Raw genomic sequence first — 16,283 nt, 5'->3', positions numbered from 1 at the left:
GGGATTCGCACCGGAAAAAGTGCACAAAAAGGGGAGAGGGAGTAGAGGTTTGGTTAGATTCTTGTGTGGTATTATGCAGGAAATATTCTAATAATACAAAAATGTGGCTGTTTTGTGATATAATATTGGATATATTTGCTGTCGTTCCCTTCGCGGGGAACGTGGATTGAAATGGAAAAAGTAAATGACGCCATCAAAAGGTCATGCCTGTCGTTCCCTTCGCGGGGAACGTGGATTGAAATATCTAATTTCCCCCTGACATAAAAAGAACGGTGCAGCGTCGTTCCCTTCGCGGGGAACGTGGATTGAAATTATCCTTACGAAGTTAGAGACTCTTGGCTCTGGTTCGTCGTTCCCTTCGCGGGGAACGTGGATTGAAATACAATTGCGGCCAGTATGTAAATACAAAAATCCGTCGTTCCCTTCGCGGGGAACGTGGATTGAAATATCAAAATAGCAATGCAAACGTGTCAAAAAAAACGTCGTTCCCTTCGCGGGGAACGTGGATTGAAATCATTTCTTTACGCTTTCGTGAGCTGCGGCCGAACATGTCGTTCCCTTCGCGGGGAACGTGGATTGAAATAACCGTTGTATTACCTGAAGCAACGGCCGACGCATGGTCGTTCCCTTCGCGGGGAACGTGGATTGAAATCAAAGTAGCACCCCCTTTCCGCTGTGCGGTATAGGTCGTTCCCTTCGCGGGGAACGTGGATTGAAATGAAATTTCCAAGTAGTTGGATATGCGCGCACCAGAGTCGTTCCCTTCGCGGGGAACGTGGATTGAAATTATTCCTGCTTCAACAGCTTTCCTGAATGAAAATAGTCGTTCCCTTCGCGGGGAACGTGGATTGAAATCATTCCGTCTTTTCTGGCGCTTACTCCTGCGCATGGTCGTTCCCTTCGCGGGGAACGTGGATTGAAATTAATGAGTCCATTGCAGAAGGGGTTGACTGTCCGTCGTTCCCTTCGCGGGGAACGTGGATTGAAATCATTAATCGTATCAATGACCACTGTCTTGAATTGTCGTTCCCTTCGCGGGGAACGTGGATTGAAATCCAATTGTAATTTTGCTCGCGTCAAACAACTGCGCCGTCGTTCCCTTTGCGGAAACATTGATTATGGGTAATCGATGGGTCTCTAGAGCCTGGAGGGAAAAGCCTGTTTAGCAACATTGCGAAAAACATATTTTTAGAAGCATACTGCCATGCGCTGCATCATATGAGGCATCGGAAAGGAATACATGGAAACAGGATGGAGGCTAAGGATAAGGAGTATGATAAGTCAATGGATATGGCGGCAGGGCGGTTGAGCCAGTTAAATGATTGCCTTGCCAGGATTGGTTTTGAGAAAGAGACTGTCAAGACCACGGATTTTAATGTCAAGACAGACTACGACAGCCGCAAGGACAGGCAGAAGAATTATCAGCGGGTATTCAATGGTTTCGTATGTAGTCATCAGCTGAAATTGTCAAATGACTTTGATATGAAAAAACTGTCACGAGCATTGGCGGCCATTGCGGACTGCTGATACACCCTGAGCTGTCTATTAAATATACGGTTGGAGACCCGGTGGCAGTGAACGATGCTCTTCTGCGGAGGCAGCTATAAATGCAAAGAAAAAGGTGGAACTGCTCTGTGTCTGTGAAGCTTCCGGTGTGAAGCTGAGACAACTGATTGCGATAGATTGTAACTGAGGTGAAGTGAATCTTTATTCCGATACCAGATATGAAATAGAGAAGAGATGCCTCTGTGAAGCTCCGAGGTATGCAGCATCCATTGACATTGAGCCGGAAGATACCAATGTCAGTGGTACCGTCACTTTCGTATGGAAGATAGTAGAAACCGTTTAATTAGACTGTACATTTGTTTAGTATTAGAGTTGCAAGAGATTTTTGGAAAAAGGCTGTTATGTTAAGGGTAAAACCTGCCTTAGAGGCCTTAGAGGAGCGTATGGCATGATCAATAGTCTGATTAATTTTTATGAAGGATTTGAGAAAAATTAGAGTTGATTTATTATATGTATGAAGATAAGTAGCAAAAAAGAGAGGATGATACAGATGATAAATCCGAGCGAAGTGAATGCAGAAGCCAGGAAAAAAGAAAATATGGGGGCGTACATTCCTAAAAAATCATACTGATGAAGATACATTAGATAAATAGTTTTAAATTGTACCAGAAACTTTTTGCAGGCTATAATTGCAATAAATGTAGAAATTGCTGTAAAACGTATCCGGGGAATATCCCGAGAAAAGACATCAGGAAGATGTGGTATATCTGCCGACGAAAAAAGAAGCTTTAAAGACGCAAAAAAGTAACGCGGTTCTTGCGCGATGAGAAATCAGCATACCAAAGGGCTCCTGGAGCATATTTTAAGATTCAATATTATGTGTTTTGGTGAAACAAAAGCAAGTCGAGCATATAAAGGAGATGGATATGAGAGCAGAGGCAACGTTGGAAGAGTGGGCAAGATTATACGAAACAGCCACAAGAATTCGGGAACTGGAACCGTGGGAATTGCTGTGGGACATGGACATCATTGGAATACAAGTAGGCAAAGAGCCTGAAAATACGGTATTTTACAGTATATTAGGAAAGGGCGGAGAGTGCTATGGAATTGCAGCCTATGAAGGGTATGAGGGATTTAATAGTTTTTTAATGCTGACCATGCATGAAAAGATGAATCTGTCTATCGAATATGCAATGTTTCATCAGAGGAACCTTACCTGCTATTGGGGCAATCGGGATGAACTGTCTGCGAAGCAGAGAGAAATCATTAAAAATCTGGGTTATAAGTATCGCGGCAAGAATAACTGGCTGTATTTCCAGTCTTATGAACCGGGATATTATCCGTATAACCTGGATCAAGCTGAAGTCTTGCGGATGACAGAACATCTGGAGGACCTGGAGCGGGCATTTACTTATTATAGAGAGGCCGGCGTCCAGGTTGATTTTGAGAGTGGAAACATGTTCTCCTTTATATATTCGGCAGACAGGAAAACATGGCATTTTGGTGAGAAACCGCTGCCATTTACCGGGTATAATTTTGGAAATCTCATAATCACGGATGAAGAACTTTTGGAAGAATTAAGCAATGCGCCGAAGGGAGCCTTTTCACTGGAAGCGGATGTGAGACCATTGGGAGCTCCCGTATCAGACAAGAAGTACAATAAGCCTGCGAACCCTGCCATGAGTATTCTGACAGAGGCTAATACGGGAATGATTATTTCTTGTGATATGAATGACCTTGATGAAGATGCTGCGGTGAGACTTGCGGAGTCGGTGATTGGATTCATTTTTAAAGCGGGAGCGCCAAAGGAAATCAAAGTGTCTAATGTTGTCGTGGAAGCAGCTTTAGAGCAAATCTGTGAGGTTTGTAACATCAGGCTGCGGCGTGTGAAGCGTCTGAAAGGAATGGATGAATTTTGGATGATGACGAAGCGGTATTGGTAGTGAGGCGTAAAAATGAATACGGTTATTGATTTAATGCTGGCAGTCCGGGATAGCCGCCCGGTTTTTTATCACAAGGATACGAATCAGTTTGATTACTGGCCAATTTCAGAAATAGAGCGGGAGACACTGGATCCTAATGCACGGATTCCATACAAAGATTTGAATAATTTCAGGTTTCCCACCTATGAGAAGATCGATCATGGGGAGATTATGCGCTTTTATGTAAAAGAGTTTGTGGAAGATAAGGCGGTTCGGAAGCAGCTGTTTGATATTTTGAGGCGGGATGAATATATGGACCTATACCTGGATAAGCTCCGGGAGCTGGATTTATATAATGATTTTATCGATGCCTGTGGAGATATTTATATTCAAATTTTTGAGGAGTGGGCAGAAGAAAATGGGTTGGATTTTAGGATAAAGTAAATGAAACCGGTAAAAAATCACGTCAGATAAAAGGTAGGTGCTAATTTCATGCAGATAGAAGCATACAACCTGGATTCTCTTCGGAAATTAGTGTGGAGCCTGCAAGACGAAAACAGACGTTTGAAAGAACCAATACCGCTTTCGGTAAAACGGTGGTATGAAGCTATCTGATTTCTGAAAGAGAAGTGAATACACTCACCCTGCTTCAGAGTAAGGAACTGCTGAGCAGTGGGGGAAGAACTGAATAAATTCCTCATTATAGATGAGGAACCGGCGGTTTACAGGACAAAGAGCAGCAGGGAAAAACGCAGAGACAGTATTATCAGAGTTTTCTATGGGAATAAAAATACGCTGATCGGCATTATTGACGTGGCAATGGTTGGCTCTATGTACAGCAAGGGAAAATTCAACGACCACATTAATTCCTATGGAATGGTACTGATGCATAAATGTCATCACTGCGGTTTCAATATCTCAGTGGAAGTGATGCAGAAAATTAACGCCAGGTATGTGTATGGTGTTTCGGTAACGCCGAAAAGAAGCGACAATCTGGAAAAAATAATTCATATGCTGTTTGGACCGGTTCGTCACAGCTATACGGCGAAGAAACGGGCAAAAGAGCAGGGGGCGGCCACTATGTTTATCCGAGATATACAAGAGTAATTGATACCGATGAAAACAGTAGTGAAATTCATAAAGCGTATTCTCTAATCAGCAACAGTCCGGTCGGAAACGATATGATTCCTGAAGATACCAGAGCCTGTGTGGATGGGAGAACGCCGGTTATAACAACCGATCCTCAAAAAAAATTTACGGAAGCCTGGAGTTTTATCAGGAACTTATACAGGAAATGCAGCAGAGCGGAATCCGTGTGATTACAAAGGAGGAGGTAGCAGAGCGTTTTGCAGTCATGGATGATGAGCTTTTGTGGCATGGAGGTATGAATCTTTTGGGCAAGGCAGGCGCCTAGGACAACCTGATGAGAACAAAATAGGCCTAGGTGGGCGCAGAGCTTTTGGAAATAGCGCTGATAAAAGAACTTGAATAAAGAAGAATCAGATGAAGAAAAATAGAGTTTTTGCAATATGGGAGATCAGAATAGATGAGAATACATTGAAAGAGGTAAAACATGGCTGATAAAAGTACAGTGCCTTCATTTAAAATGATGATGAAGCCAGTTTTAAAAGTATTGTCGGAAGCCGGACAGGCAGTAGACAATGAGACGATCGATGCAAGGGTGGAAGAAATTCTTAATCTGCCCGCTCAGGTAAGAGCAGTCCCGCACGGAAACGGAAGATGCACGGAGGTGTCCTACCGTATTGCATGGGCAAAGACATATTTAAAGAAATACGGGTGGATCTACAATCCGTCCAGAGGATTCTGGAAGCTGTCGGAGAGTTTCGACGAGGATATTGATCAGATCGATGAAAAGCAAATCGCCAAGAGTGTGAACCAGCAGAGCTTTAAAAATTTAGAGCGGGAAGATATGACGAATCTGGAATCACATGAGGCATTTGAACGGTTTATCATTGCCGGGCTAAAAGAATTTGCTCTGAAACAGGGAAAGAAACCACAGCTCGAAACCGATGAGAGGGAATGCGGGGAAAACGTTTTATCAGCAGTCGATCGAGCAAGCGGTCAAACGCCTTCCGGATTTGGAAGAACAGGCAGAATTGTTGACCATTTTTAACACCCATATTTCCGGACAGATAAAGCGAGAGCTGGCAAACAACTATTTAAATGGACCAAAACAGTCAAATGCACGGATAACCATATGGGACCACGAGGATGTGGTCAACCATATAGGCAGCCTGGATGCCCATGCAGAATACCTGCTCAATCCGAAGCGGATGCTGGTGGAGGATAAGCTTTCGACCCAGTTGACGAAGAAGGAGGAAGAGAAGAAAAGAGATATATTAATTGCAAAACTGCGGGCTGCCTATAATGAAGAGAATGTCACGGTATTTTTGGGCGCCGGTGTATCGAAGGATGCCGGAGTTCCGCTTTGGGGAGAGCTGACCAGCAAACTTCTGCTCCGTATGATCAGCGAACGGCTTAAGGATAATGATTTTGAAAATGAGCATTTACAGGAAATTTGGGAATTGGCCTATCAGAACCAGGAGGACTCCCCATTGACGCAGATGCGATACATACGGACGGCCTTTGATGACGATGAATATTATGATTTGGTGCGGGAAGTGCTCTACGAAAATAAACCCGATTCGAGGAGCGCTCTTTTGAACGCCATTGTCCGGCTTAGTACGCCGAGACGTAACCATATAGGAGTCAAGAGTATCGTCAGCTATAATTTTGACGATTTGCTGGAGCAAAATCTGGAACAGGCGGGGGTGGATTACAAAACAATCTACCGGGAACAGGATATGCCGGATCGGAACCGGCTGAGTATCTATCATGTTCACGGATTTCTCCCAAAGGAGCCAGAGGATGGGGAGAGCCAGGATTTCAACCTGGTTTTCTCTGAGGAGGATTACCACCGCGTATACAGAGACGCCTATGGCTGGTCAAATCTGGTACAGCTCAATGCGTTCCGCGATACTACCTGCCTTTTCCTCGGCTGTTCCCTGACGGATCCGAATATGCGCAGGCTGCTGGATGTGGCGTCGCGGACAGAAGAAAAGGCGCGGCACTATGCAGTGCTGAAGCGGAAGAAGTTGGAACTGCCTCCTAAGGATGAACGGGTGAAACAGGGAATTTTGGAGGAGTATCAGCGGATTGATAATAACATCCGTGAGAGTTATTACGAATCGCTGGGGATTAATATTATCTGGGTGGATCGCTATGATGAGATTCCGGGTATTTTGAAGGGGCTGCGCGGAACTTGAATGTTGTAGTGGATGAGATAAATATTGATTATGGCATCAGTTCTGAAACAGCCCAATTGGCAGTGGTGGAGGCGGCAGTAACTTCGCTTGTACACGAGATTGAGATGTTACGATAAGGCGGATAAATGTAGAAAGAGGGAATGCATGACCGATATAAAATATGAGCCGGCAGATATAGTGATATACATGCAGGACAAAGGCATGGTACTGAGGGAAAAATCTTTCGTGGCCTATGAGCCCAATACCGGGAAAATTTTAGCAGTGGGCTCGGACGCGGAGCGTATGCTCGGAAAAGAATCGGAACATATCAGAGTGATATCTCCGCTTCACTGCGGAACGGTTGCAGATTATTTCGTGTCCGTGCAGCTGTTTACTTGTTTATTGGAAAAGGTATGGGGTAAAAAGACGTTTATCAAGCCGGCGGTTGCCGTATGCGTATCAGAAGATATGACAGAGGTTGAAAGAAGGGCGTTGGAAGAGGTGATGTGCCAGTCACGCGCCGGAAAAGTTGTGATTATACCAATTGCGGTTGAGCGGTTTATAGCCATGGCTGAAATACCAGGAAAACTTCCGCCTGAATATAAAAAATGTCGGACGATTATTGGAATTACGAAAAACGAGCCTGAAAAATATGTTATGGAAGGACTCAGGCGGATTATTCAGTATGCCGGAAGGAATGGGGTTTCTGCAGAAAGAGTTACGGAGTTGGTTCAGAAGATTGCGGGAGAAATCTAGGAACAGCCGCAGGCTGTATCGGCGGATTTTCGGTATTAACACTGCCTATTCTCACATGACGTTAGCTGAATTTTAGTAAAAGCAGGCTGCCTATGAAATATTTTGCGCATATCTGTTAAAGTAAAAAGTGGAACCGCAGCTATGCCTGTGGCTAAGAAAAAATCTGCGAAAATTATATGGAAAGTTAGAGAGGAAGATACCATCTTTCGACTTTTTATGCGTCCGATTTCCGCGTGGAAGAGCTGGTAACTATACGTGAATAACTGATGGCAGAAGTAATAACTTGTCATTACTGTTAGTCCGATGAAAAGCGGAGTGGAATTGGATTTTGAAATTGTATACAGAGAGCTGGGCGGAGTAGATTCCAAGAGATAGCAGGCCGGTGCAATGGGAAGAGGAACAGTACAGGGGTGCTTTATATTTTCGGCTGGAAGAGTCCCAAATGACTCCGGGTGAGGGAACTGTAAATCAAAACGTCAATACTGCAATCTGGAGTATAAGGGCATTGCTTTTCTTGCCAAAGAAATGGCAAGAAATAATGCTCTTATTTTGTAGTACGAATGTATAGCGCACATGAAAAGCCCAGGGGATTCGCACCAGAAAAAATGCACAAAAAGGGGAGGGGATAGGATGGAGTAGCCTTAATTAATGTGAGTATTTTGTGAAAATATTTAGATGATACAAAAAACAGGGCTGTTTTGTGTTATAATGTTGGATATATTTGCTGTCGTTCCCCTCGCGGGAACGTGGATTGAAATAAAGACCAGTACGATGCAGTGCTGAAAGGACCCGACGTCGTTCCCCTCGCGGGAACGTGGATTGAAATAAGGACAAGGTGGAGCTGTCCGGCGGCCTGGACACCGTCGTTCCCCTCGCGGGAACGTGGATTGAAATCGTTATGGGAATGTTATTTCAAATTTGTCGGGTAGTCGTTCCCCTCGCGGGAACGTGGATTGAAATATATTTCATGGCCCCTCCTCTAAATCATCATCATTGTCGTTCCCCTCGCGGGAACGTGGATTGAAATCACCTTATCCTCTCGACTTGACTAGACCAAATGTGTCGTTCTCCTCGCGGGAACGTGGATTGAAATGTCTTTGTGCCAAGCTCGATATTTGTCGGAGACTCGTCGTTCCCCTCGCGGGAACGTGGATTGAAATCATCTATCGATCTCTGCTATAAGATCGTGATCGAGTCGTTCCCCTCGCGGGAACGCGGATTGAAATTATTTGCATCAAAATATCAATACTATGCAGTATAAACAAAACGAAAGCCAGTAACTTTAATTACTGGCTCAGCTTGTCGAAAAACTATATTTTCCTTATATCAGGAGTTTGAGGGTGCAACCCTCATTTTAAATCACGTAGGTGGAATTTAGTTCCGCCGTAGTGTTGAACTGCCGATTTCCAGGGACTTTAGCCCTTGCGCGAGGAAATCGGCAGTTCTTCCTTTGGTGACTAGAATTTATGGCATAATGCCATAAACTCTACAGAGACTTACAGACTCAAAGTAAGTGAATCTAAAAACTCCACCATTTTCTAATAATAATTACATTACTGTTAATTTAATTTTCCCGATCAGACAACAAATCTACATTGCTCCTTATCCCACCCTTCACACAACATCAACCCCATGAAACCCCAAAAAATTCCGTGCTGCCTGCGACAGCGGATATTCTTTATTAACAATAAAAGCACTGGTAATAAAAAGATTTTCATCCGAAAAATGTTTCATCGACAGGTCATGGATATGCTGAAAATCGGCCGTTGTCAGGGAGGCCAGGGCAACTGTGCCGAAGGATCGGGCCCATTCGATGGCAGTTGCGTTAGATGAAGTAATAATCGAAATATTGGGTGCCAGCAGGCAATGCCCAAAGGAAGAGCGGACGAGATCCAGACAGTCAAAGGGGACTGCCAGCGGATAATCTGCCAGTTGGGAAATATCAAGCATATCACCTTTTTGCATCAGAGGATGCTCCGGGCGGCAGATTGCCACGATTTTCTCTTTCTCGTAGGGATATACGGCCAGAGAAGCATAGCCGGGGAGGTTGGAGCGTATGAGCCCGATTTCCGTCACATGGTTCAGGACATTGGGAATCGCGAAATCGCTGGGGATTTCATAAAAATCAAAATTGACATTGGGATATTCGGCCCGGAAATCATCAAACAGATGGTGGAGAAAATAGGCTGAGTTCCCCGCCGGGATCGACAGCTTTAACAGTTCAGAAAATGCTGTTTTTTTATTGTGAATTTCGTTGTGAAGCTTTTCTTCAGCCTGACAGATCTCTCTTGCCCGCAGATAAAATACACGCCCGGCATCGGTCAGTTCCAGCTTGTGCCGGTTTCGGATTAACAGCTTTGCTCCATAATAAGCTTCTATATTTTTGAGCTGGTTGCTGAGCGAAGGCTGGGCAATCAGTAATTTATTTGATGCAGCTAAAATACTTCCGCATTCTACAATTGCAATAAAATTCCGGTAAGATTCTAAAGTCATGGTAAAAACTCCCTTGTATCATAATAAAATTATTATAATAACTATGTAAAAATGATAGTTTTATTATATTAAAATATATGCTACAATGCAAATTGTTTTTAAAAAAGCATACTTATAAAAGCTGTATATATTATAAGTAATACTAATTAATATTGATTAATAAAAAATAAGGGGGACTAAAGATTACAATGAATGCATTACTGACAGATTTACTTGCCGTATTTGGTGTTGTTTTGAACGCGCTGCCTCAGGGACTTCTGGCGCTTTCTTTTGGATTTGCAGCCGTCCCGACGGCGATGGCATTTTTTATCGGGGCAGCGGGAAACGTAATTACGGGAAATGTGGCGCCGATTTCATTTCAGGCGGAGACTATAACGTACGCGGGTACCAGCGGAAGAAACCGCTCGGAGCGGTGTACCATGATCTTTATCGGAGCGGTTATCCTTGCCGTAGTCGGAGCCTGCGGAATGCTGACCAGGATCGTGGACTTTATCGGAACGGATATTGCAAATGGAATGATGGCCGGAGTAGGACTGATTTTAACAAAAGCGGCTGTTAACATGGTTAAGGAGGATCGTCTGGCAGGAGGTGTTTCTCTGGCCGCTGCGGTGATTACCTATCTTTTGACCAGAACCAGTGCCAATACACTGGTATACACAATTGTTATCTCAGTCACCGTCTCCAGTATAGCGTCGGCCATATTTAATAAAGAAAAGAAGAATATTGTTGTTGCCGATGACAAATTTACGCGTCAGAAATTTACAATAAACGGAACGGTTATTTTCGGCGCTCTCGGCATGGTCTGCTTAAATATTGGCTCCAATATTTCTTTCGGAGCAATCACAGCCAGTATGGCGGGAACGGACACCTTTAATGTGGATCATTTAACTTTAATCTCTTCCCTTGCTGATATCGGTTCCTCCTTCTTTGGCGGAGCGCCGGTTGAGTCGATTATCTCTGCTACCGCGAATGCCCCCCACCCGGTATGGGCAGGTGTGGCGATGATGATGGTGGTAGGCGTAATTCTTTTAAGCGGACTGCTTCCTAAGATTGGAAATTATGTTCCGGCTTCGTCTATTGCAGGATTTCTGCTTGTGCTTGGCCTGTTTAAGACATTTATCCTTGATGCACCGGCGGCTTTAGCGGTTAATCCGGCAGTAGGCGGAAGTGCACTCGTTGTTACGGCAATCTCCAATCCATTTCTTGGTATGCTTGCCGGAATTGCAGCCAGAATTCTAGGACTGTAATTCTTGGACTGTATTAGGGAGGAAATCATTTATGAAAACCTATGAATTGAATCTTTTTGGTGTTAAACGGGAGCTGCCTTTTATCGATTTGGAGGATGATCTGGCCTTCGCCAGTTTCGTGATTATGGGAGATACGGAACTAATCATGGCCTGTGCACCGGAACTTGTTAAGAAGATCGGGGACGTGGATGTGATTGTGACGGCGGAAGCCAAGGGAATTGCCCTGGCCTATGAAATCAGCAGAATCCTCGGGAAAAAAGAGTTTATCGTTGCAAGAAAAAGCATTAAATCTTATATGAGCGGAGTGGTATCGGTTTCCGTGCATTCCATCACTACATCGGGGGAGCAGCATTTGTATTTGGACGGTCATGATGCGGAGAGGATCCGGGGAAAAAGAGTGTGTATTGTTGACGACGTGATTTCTACCGGAGAGTCTCTCTATGCACTGGAAGCGCTGGTTGAAAGTGCAGAAGGGATTGTCGCTAAAAAAGCAGCGGTTCTCGCAGAGGGAAACGCGGCAAACAGGGATGACATCATCTTTTTGCAGAAGCTGCCGTTATTTCAGAAATCGGATAATGGAAGCTATGAAATTAAGGCATAATAACTGTAAAGTGGACATTATGCCTGGCGTATACCGGTTACTGTACCTATAGCAGAAATCCGGGTGTTAAATTCCGTGGCCGCCCCTTATTCACGAAGTGAATAGACCCATATTCGGAAATCAGATATGAAATAATAATGGCTGCAGACGTATAAGAACAATAAAAAGAAGGCAGATATTGCACATTCCGGCTGGGAGTGAGGATATCTGCTTTTTTGATTGCTATAAATAAGAATGGGCAATGAAACAGATGATAAAAGAATACGCATAATATTTTAGAGATGGCCCAATATTTTGCGGACTGACCAAAGATACAAGCAAATAGAAGCAGCCGGAAATGACGCTGTAAATAAAAAAGTTTTAAATTCACATTAGAAATGGAATAAATGCTTGGATGTGTAACACGATTATTATAAAGATATCTTCGTCATTCAGTTGTAATCTTCTTTAAAAATGATAGAATGAAGAAGGCAGGCAGAAGTCAACAAAACAGTATTTAACAAGAGAGCGGTTAAAAAGACGGCAGTTATCAAAACAGCAATTTACAGAACAGCATTTAACATCACATCTGCCCTCCGATTCGTAATAATAGACCAAAATACCAGAATAAAAACAAGGAAAAAATCATGAAATCAAAAAATAGAAAAATCGATTTAATATTTAGATTCCTTCAAGGTTCAAAAGGCTACTTCGCAGTGGCGATAGCCGCGTCCCTGATATCGACCGTATTAAACGCGCTGACACCGCAGATTTTCCGTTTCAGTGTTGATGAAGTTCTGAGTGGAAACGGCGGTAATTATCTGTCGGATAAACTCTGGGTGTTGGCGTTGATGATAGTGGCCGTTGCGGTAGCTTCGGGAATTTTTACCTATATAAGCCGTACCAACACGGCCAAGGCGGGGGAGAACTTCGCGAAAAATTTAAGGGATACATTATTTATCCATGTTCAGAAACTTCCGATGAAGTGGCACGACAGGCATCAGACAGGAGATATTATTCAGCGGTGTACTTCCGATGTGGAGGTAATCCGCGGTTTTGTCGTGACACAGCTTCTGGAGGTGTTTCGCACGGCGTTTCTTGTGGTTATTTCTTTTGTTATGATGTTTTCTATGAACGTGAAGCTGTCCTGCATCGTTCTGCTGTTTGTACCCGTCGTAATCGTATATTCCACGGTATTTTATAAGCTGATAGCAAAAAGGTTTACTACCGCGGATGAAGCAGAGGGAGAACTTTCCACTGTGGTGCAGGAAAATGCAACAGGAGTCCGGGTAGTACGGGCATTTGGCCGTGAACAGTTTGAAATGGAGCGGTTTGATGAGAAGAACGACGCTTTTGCAAAACTGTGGATCCGACTGGGGACTTTATCCGGCCTGTACTGGGGGATTGGAGATCTGATAACGGGACTGCAGGTGGTTGCGGTTATTATTTTCGGAGTCATGGAAGCGGTAAACGGTTCCATATCTGTAGGGGAATTTATCGCGTTTGCTGCTTATAATTCTACGCTCGTGTGGCCGATCCGCGGCCTCGGCCGTATCCTGTCGGATATGAGTAAAGCCGGCGTTTCTTTTGAACGAGTAGACTATATCATTCGTTCCGAGGAAGAGGAATATGGAAAAAAAGAGGAATACGAAAAGGAAGAGGAAAACAGAAAAGAAGAGAAATCCGTAGAAAAAGCAGGAAACAGAAAAGAAGAGAAATCCGGAAAAGAACCGGCCTACAGGAACATAAAGGAATCCGAAAAAGGAAAATCACGTGAGGCATCCCGGAGCAAGAATACAGAAACCACCGGAAAATATGATATTTCCTTCCGCCATGTTTCCTTCGGTTATGAGGAAGGAAAAGAGGTGCTTCGGGACATCTCCTTCACGATCCCGGAGGGCCGGACATTCGGCATTTTAGGAGGAACGGGAAGTGGAAAGTCCACGGTTATCCAGCTTCTTTCAAGGCTGTATGAGCTGGACGGGAATAAGGGAAGTATCTGTATAGGCGGCAGAGAGATTCAGGATATCCCGATTGAGGCGCTCAGAAGAAATATCGGGATGGTATTGCAGGAGCCGTTTTTATATTCCAGGACAATTCGGGAAAATATTGCGGCTTCCGTTCCGGATGCATCAATGGAAGAGATCCGGTATGCGGCGCAGATTGCGTGTATCAATGACGCTATCATGAGCTTTCCGGATGGATATGAGACACTCGTCGGAGAGCGGGGAGTCACTCTGTCGGGCGGGCAGAAACAGAGGATTGCCATTGCAAGAATGCTGCTTCAGAAAGCGCCGATTATGGTTTTTGACGATTCCTTGTCGGCCGTCGATTCCCAGACGGATTATAACATCCGTCATGCGCTGAAAGAGCATATGAGGGAGGCAACGGTAATACTGATATCCCATCGTGTAACTTCACTGATGGGAGCAGACGAGATTATGGTGTTAAATCAGGGGGAAATAGAAGAGTGCGGAACCCATGGGGAACTGATACGGAAAAATGGAATCTACCGCAGGATTTATGAAATCCAGATGAGCCGGGATGACAGAGAGAAGATGGAGGAATAACAGATGGCAGCGTACGAAGAACAGGAATATAACAGTCCCTTCAGCTTCGGGATATGGATGAAGCTGTCCCCGTTTTTCAAACCGTATAAAAAGTTTTTTGCAATTACGCTGGGGCTTAACATGCTGCTGGCGGGCGTGGATATCCTTGTGCCGCTGTTCCAGAGCTATGCAATTGATACGTTCATCATACCAGGCCGTATGAATGGCCTTGGGATATTTGCAATGATTTACATCGCGGTCATTATAGGCCAGACAGCCTGCGTCTACCTGTCCGTCCGTGCGGCGACGGTGATCGAGATGAATGTGGGAAAAGATTTAAAAAGAGCTCAGTTCCAGCATTTGCAGACGCTGTCATTTTCCTATTACAATACGACGCCTGTGGGTTATATTCATGCCCGTGTCATGAGCGACACGCTGAGGATTGCAGGCATGATCGCGTGGGGGCTGGTGGATATGTTCTGGGCCCTTATTTATGTGGTCAGCGTGTTTGTGATTATGTTTATTCTGAATGCCCGTCTGGCGCTGATTATTACTGTGATTGTCCCATGCATCGCTTTGCTCACTATGTATTTCCAGAACCGGATTCTGAAATGGAACAGAAAAGTGAGGCGGATTAATTCCCAGATTACCAGTTCTTACAATGAAGGCATTACCGGAGTTAAGACGTCAAAGAGCATGGTAATTGAAAAAGACAATGAAAACCGTTTCTTTGAAAGAACATCGGATATGCATCATGCGGCGATCCGTTCGGCGAAGCTGAATGCGGTCTATATCCCTGCCATTTTATTTTTCAGTTCCGTGGCATCCGCGGTTGTATTGGCAAAAGGCGGATATATGGTACAGGAGAACCTTATAAAACTTGGAACACTGTCCGTATTTATCTCTTATGCGGTTGTTATCTTTGAACCAATCCAGCAGCTTGCCAGACTGCTGGCTGATCTCATTTCCTGTCAGGCGAATATTGAGCGGGTGATGGACCTTCTGGAACAGAAACCGAATGTAGTAGACCGGCCCGATGTGCTGGCAAAGTATGGGGATGCCTTTTCACCCAATAAGAGAAATTGGGAACGGATCCGGGGAGATATCGAGTTTGAGGATGTTTCCTTTATGTATCCGGATGGTAAGGAATATGTATTGGAGCATTTTAACCTTCATGTACCCGCCGGTATGAATGTTGCGATTGTCGGTGAGACGGGCGCAGGAAAGTCTACGCTTGTAAACCTCGTGGGCCGGTTTTTTGAGCCGACCAGGGGAAGAATCCTGATTGACGGTGTGGATTACCGGGAGAGGTCGCAGTTGTGGCTTCACAGCCAGATTGGCTATGTGCTGCAAAACCCTCATCTGTTTTCGGGAACTGTCAGGGAGAATATCAGATACGGCCGCCTGGATGCATCGGATAAAGAGATTGAAGAGGCTGCTGAAAGTGTGTCTGCGGATATGGTGGTCTCGAAAATGGAAAAGGGATATGACAGTGATGTGGGCGAGAGCGGGGGCCTGTTGTCGACCGGTGAAAAGCAGTTGATTTCATTTGCGCGGGCAGTCCTTGCCAACCCTGCCATTTTTGTTCTGGATGAGGCGACTTCCTCGATTGATACACAGACGGAAAAGCTGATCCAGGATGCAACGAACCATCTGCTGAAGGGACATACTTCATTTGTGATTGCCCACCGCCTTTCCACAATCCGACAGGCGGACTTAATCCTGGTTGTAAAGGATGGAAAGATTATAGAGCGGGGCAGCCACCTGGAACTGCTGAATAAAAAGGGATACTACTATGAACTGTATTCCAGGCAGTTTGAGGAAGAGGCTGCTATGAGAATATATGCAGGGGAATAGGATAAGGAGGGGTGGAAAATAAGATTTGACGATTAATCATTTCCGAAATTTGATATCCGGCTCTTTTTATCCTATATCATTTTATTATCCCATTAATTCTATTATTG

Annotated in this window: 12 protein-coding genes and 1 CRISPR repeat array; of the genes, 11 read left to right on the top strand and 1 reads right to left on the bottom strand. The window is 44.5% G+C overall.

Annotated elements, in window-relative coordinates:
• Nucleotides 1–140: 140 nt before the first annotated feature.
• A CRISPR array of direct repeats spans nucleotides 141–1,055; the repeat unit is 33 nt; unit sequence GTCGTTCCCTTCGCGGGGAACGTGGATTGAAAT.
• Between the two features lie 196 nt (nucleotides 1,056–1,251).
• From EJL91_RS06045 to EJL91_RS06015, 7 genes are all read left to right on the top strand, one after another.
• Nucleotides 1,252–1,527: an SIMPL domain-containing protein gene (locus tag EJL91_RS06045; protein WP_206429470.1), complete on the top strand. Its 276-nt coding sequence runs from the start codon at nucleotides 1,252–1,254 to the stop codon at nucleotides 1,525–1,527.
• 905 nt (nucleotides 1,528–2,432) lie between these two features.
• Nucleotides 2,433–3,449, top strand: a complete 1,017-nt coding sequence (locus tag EJL91_RS06040; protein WP_125141091.1) for a DUF7309 domain-containing protein — start codon at nucleotides 2,433–2,435, stop codon at nucleotides 3,447–3,449.
• Between the two features lie 12 nt (nucleotides 3,450–3,461).
• Nucleotides 3,462–3,872 carry a hypothetical protein gene (locus EJL91_RS06035; protein WP_125141090.1) on the top strand — a complete coding sequence of 137 codons (411 nt, stop codon included), beginning with the start codon at nucleotides 3,462–3,464 and terminating at the stop codon, nucleotides 3,870–3,872.
• 228 nt (nucleotides 3,873–4,100) lie between these two features.
• Complete coding sequence (locus EJL91_RS24860; protein WP_243125252.1) at nucleotides 4,101–4,535, top strand: hypothetical protein; 435 nt, start codon at nucleotides 4,101–4,103, stop codon at nucleotides 4,533–4,535.
• A gap of 466 nt (nucleotides 4,536–5,001) precedes the next feature.
• Nucleotides 5,002–5,562 (top strand): winged helix-turn-helix domain-containing protein, encoded by a 561-nt coding sequence (locus EJL91_RS06025; protein ID WP_125141089.1) that lies wholly within the window; start codon nucleotides 5,002–5,004, stop codon nucleotides 5,560–5,562.
• Entirely contained in the window at nucleotides 5,549–6,715 is a 1,167-nt protein-coding gene (locus tag EJL91_RS06020; protein ID WP_164516761.1) for an SIR2 family protein, read from the top strand. The genes EJL91_RS06025 and EJL91_RS06020 overlap by 14 nt, the downstream gene beginning before the upstream one ends.
• Before the next feature lie 144 nt (nucleotides 6,716–6,859).
• Nucleotides 6,860–7,450 (top strand): rod shape-determining protein, encoded by a 591-nt coding sequence (locus EJL91_RS06015; RefSeq protein WP_125141087.1) that lies wholly within the window; start codon nucleotides 6,860–6,862, stop codon nucleotides 7,448–7,450.
• Between the two features lie 1,614 nt (nucleotides 7,451–9,064).
• On the opposite strand, the gene EJL91_RS06010 is transcribed toward EJL91_RS06015, so the two are convergent.
• Nucleotides 9,065–9,943 (bottom strand): LysR family transcriptional regulator, encoded by an 879-nt coding sequence (locus tag EJL91_RS06010; protein ID WP_125141086.1) that lies wholly within the window; start codon nucleotides 9,941–9,943, stop codon nucleotides 9,065–9,067.
• Nucleotides 9,944–10,131: 188 nt separating this feature from the next.
• On the opposite strand from EJL91_RS06010, the gene EJL91_RS06005 reads away from it, so the two are divergent.
• The 4 genes from EJL91_RS06005 to EJL91_RS05990 all read left to right on the top strand — a co-directional run bounded on the left by EJL91_RS06005 (nucleotide 10,132) and on the right by EJL91_RS05990 (nucleotide 16,176).
• Nucleotides 10,132–11,190, top strand: a complete 1,059-nt coding sequence (locus EJL91_RS06005) for an NCS2 family permease (protein ID WP_125141085.1) — start codon at nucleotides 10,132–10,134, stop codon at nucleotides 11,188–11,190.
• Nucleotides 11,191–11,221: 31 nt separating this feature from the next.
• The gene (locus tag EJL91_RS06000) at nucleotides 11,222–11,791 is read left to right on the top strand and encodes a phosphoribosyltransferase family protein (protein ID WP_125141084.1); all 570 of its coding nucleotides are present in this window, start codon (nucleotides 11,222–11,224) and stop codon (nucleotides 11,789–11,791) included.
• Nucleotides 11,792–12,417: 626 nt separating this feature from the next.
• The gene (locus tag EJL91_RS05995) at nucleotides 12,418–14,340 is read left to right on the top strand and encodes an ABC transporter ATP-binding protein (RefSeq protein ID WP_125141083.1); all 1,923 of its coding nucleotides are present in this window, start codon (nucleotides 12,418–12,420) and stop codon (nucleotides 14,338–14,340) included.
• Nucleotides 14,341–14,343: 3 nt separating this feature from the next.
• The gene (locus EJL91_RS05990) at nucleotides 14,344–16,176 is read left to right on the top strand and encodes an ABC transporter ATP-binding protein (RefSeq protein ID WP_125141082.1); all 1,833 of its coding nucleotides are present in this window, start codon (nucleotides 14,344–14,346) and stop codon (nucleotides 16,174–16,176) included.
• Nucleotides 16,177–16,283 lie beyond the last annotated feature (107 nt).

It is taken from the genome of Clostridium transplantifaecale, assembly GCF_900626075.1.
Lineage (GTDB): Bacteria > Bacillota > Clostridia > Lachnospirales > Lachnospiraceae > Otoolea > Otoolea transplantifaecalis.
The sequence above is the reverse complement of the archived record's forward strand: the minus strand, read 5'-3'. Positions and strand labels throughout refer to the sequence as shown.